Source organism: Brachyspira sp. (genome assembly GCF_050873525.1).
GTDB lineage: Bacteria > Spirochaetota > Brachyspiria > Brachyspirales > Brachyspiraceae > Brachyspira.
Map to the genome: position 1 here is coordinate 1 of NZ_JBNMIZ010000311.1, position 2166 is coordinate 2166.

Genomic DNA, 2166 nt, shown 5'->3' on the forward strand with positions numbered 1-2166 from the left:
AAATAATTCATTTTTTCTAAATTTTTGTTATTTTTATATTATTAACTATTGATTTTTTTTTTTTTATTTAATATAATCTTTAATATAAAAATTATATTAAAATAGGTTTTTTATGAAATTAAAATTAATAATATTAGTGTTTATATTAGCATGTTCCAAATTATTACCTGCTAATTTTGAGTTTAGTTTTGGCGGTTCTTTGGGGTCTACTGTAGATTTTAGTCAAGTAGTAGCTTCTCTAGATATAGCTAAAGCTTTAGAAGGTAGCAGGATTGACTATGGTTTTTCAGCAAACGGTTTTTTAGATATTGGAGCTAATTTTGAACTGCAAGATAGCGAAGTTTTAAAAGGCGTAAGCCTCCTATTTGAAACGGGATACTATTATTATATGAGATTTAGAACAGAAACCGAGAATTCGGATAAAAAAAATAAATTCAAATATCATAATTTAATAATAGGAGTATTACCTAAATTTAATTTTAATAATGGTATTTCATTTGGAATAGGAGCTGGTATTTTTCTTCCTTTCTATAGCTGGATAAGTCAAAAAATTACTGATGCAAGTCCTTTAGGATTAGGAATTTATGGAGGAGAAAGTAAAATTGATTTTAGGAAAATAATAAATATGTATAAAGTTCCTATAATGCCTTATATAAAACTAAATTTGGAAAAAAATTTCTATATTTCGGATAGTTGGGCTTTCAAAATTGGAGCAAATTTGCTTTATAATTTTGGTATGGAATTTGATACAGATAATTTAAGAAAGAATACTGACAAATATACATTTGACGAATATAATTTTTCTTCTTTGTCGTTTGAGGTATTTTTTGGTTTCGGTTTTGGACGCCCTAAATAAAAATAAAGGAATGTTTTTACCTCCTTTAATGTAAGAAGAAATGCCCCGTAGAGTTTATGCGGGGTGTTTTTTATATTGTTAAAAAATATTGTCATTGCGAGCGATAGCGAAGCAATCCACTTTGTATAGAATTTCTTTAACTTTGGATTACTTCGGCTACGCCTCGTAATGACTGATTAATTTGCATTGCGAACATTTTTAATAATTCTGTCATTGCGAGCCGAACGAGGCGACTGCCCGCTTTTAGCGAGTGAAGGCGTGGCAATCCACAAAAAATAGATTGCTTCAGGCAAAGCCTTCGCAATGACTATGCAAAAAATAATTTATCATTACAAATAATGACAGTAAAAATTCCGTCATTGCGAGCTTTTGTAAGAAAGCGAAGCAATCCACTATTTATAAAGTTTAATTTTAAAATAAATTTTTGGTAATAACTAAAAATAAAACGGCTTACACTTTTAAAAGTATAAACCGTTATTAATCAAATTTTTAATCAAAAAATAATTTAAATAATTTTATCTTTTTATCTTCTATTAGCAAATCTTAATCCTACTTCCGCTCCAACATCGAAACTTCCCAATTTATCTTTTTGGTCGCCTATCAATATTTTTGCGTTGATAATATCGTATCCTAAATATAAGCCGAGATTTAAAGCGAATCTGTCGGTTATAAATATGGAATAATCTAATGTTCCTTTTATATAGCCTATCAAATCTGGTTCGAGTATATTTTTTATATCGTCTCTGCTTAATTTTACCGATTCTTTTTGGCTTCCGATTGTTACAGTTTCTTTTCCTCCAATTAAAGGAATTTTAACTCCTCCGCCGATTCCGATTGAAAATGCGCCGATATTTAACTTTGGAAGTAAACCGACTTGCAAACTTTCAAAATCGAATGAAAATTTTACTCTTTCGTCTAATGTGATTCCTATATCTCTCGCATTTATCGACATTGCAAAATTATCATGCGAATAACCGACTTCGGCAAGCAGACTTATTCCTAAACTTCCAACCAAATCAGCCTTATATCCGAATTGTGCGGAAACTCCATAATCGAAACCTTTTTCGCCTATGGCTTCCGCGTTGTCTTTGAGAAACTTTGACGGAATTCCCAAACTCATTTGCAACGGCGCGTTGAGTATAAATTCAAAACCGCTTTCCGCAAATGCCGATGCGCCGAATATCGTAGTCATTGCGACTATTAAAAGAAATTTTTTTAGACTTTTCATTTTAGCCTCCGTTAATTTAATTTAAAATTTTTCTTTATATTTTATAACCGTAGATTTTTAAATTCGACAAATAGAATTGAAA

At 30.1% G+C, this 2166-nt stretch carries 2 protein-coding genes; one reads left to right on the top strand and one right to left on the bottom strand.

Annotation, left to right across the window (positions count from 1 at the left end):
- The first annotated feature begins 112 nt into the window (after positions 1-112).
- The gene (locus tag ACR0QS_RS12910; protein WP_432633859.1) at positions 113-856 is read left to right on the top strand and encodes a hypothetical protein; all 744 of its coding nucleotides are present in this window, start codon (positions 113-115) and stop codon (positions 854-856) included.
- 523 nt (positions 857-1379) lie between these two features.
- On the opposite strand, the gene ACR0QS_RS12915 is transcribed toward ACR0QS_RS12910, so the two are convergent.
- The gene (locus tag ACR0QS_RS12915; protein WP_432633860.1) at positions 1380-2084 is read right to left on the bottom strand and encodes a PorT family protein; all 705 of its coding nucleotides are present in this window, start codon (positions 2082-2084) and stop codon (positions 1380-1382) included.
- Positions 2085-2166: the final 82 nt, after the last annotated feature.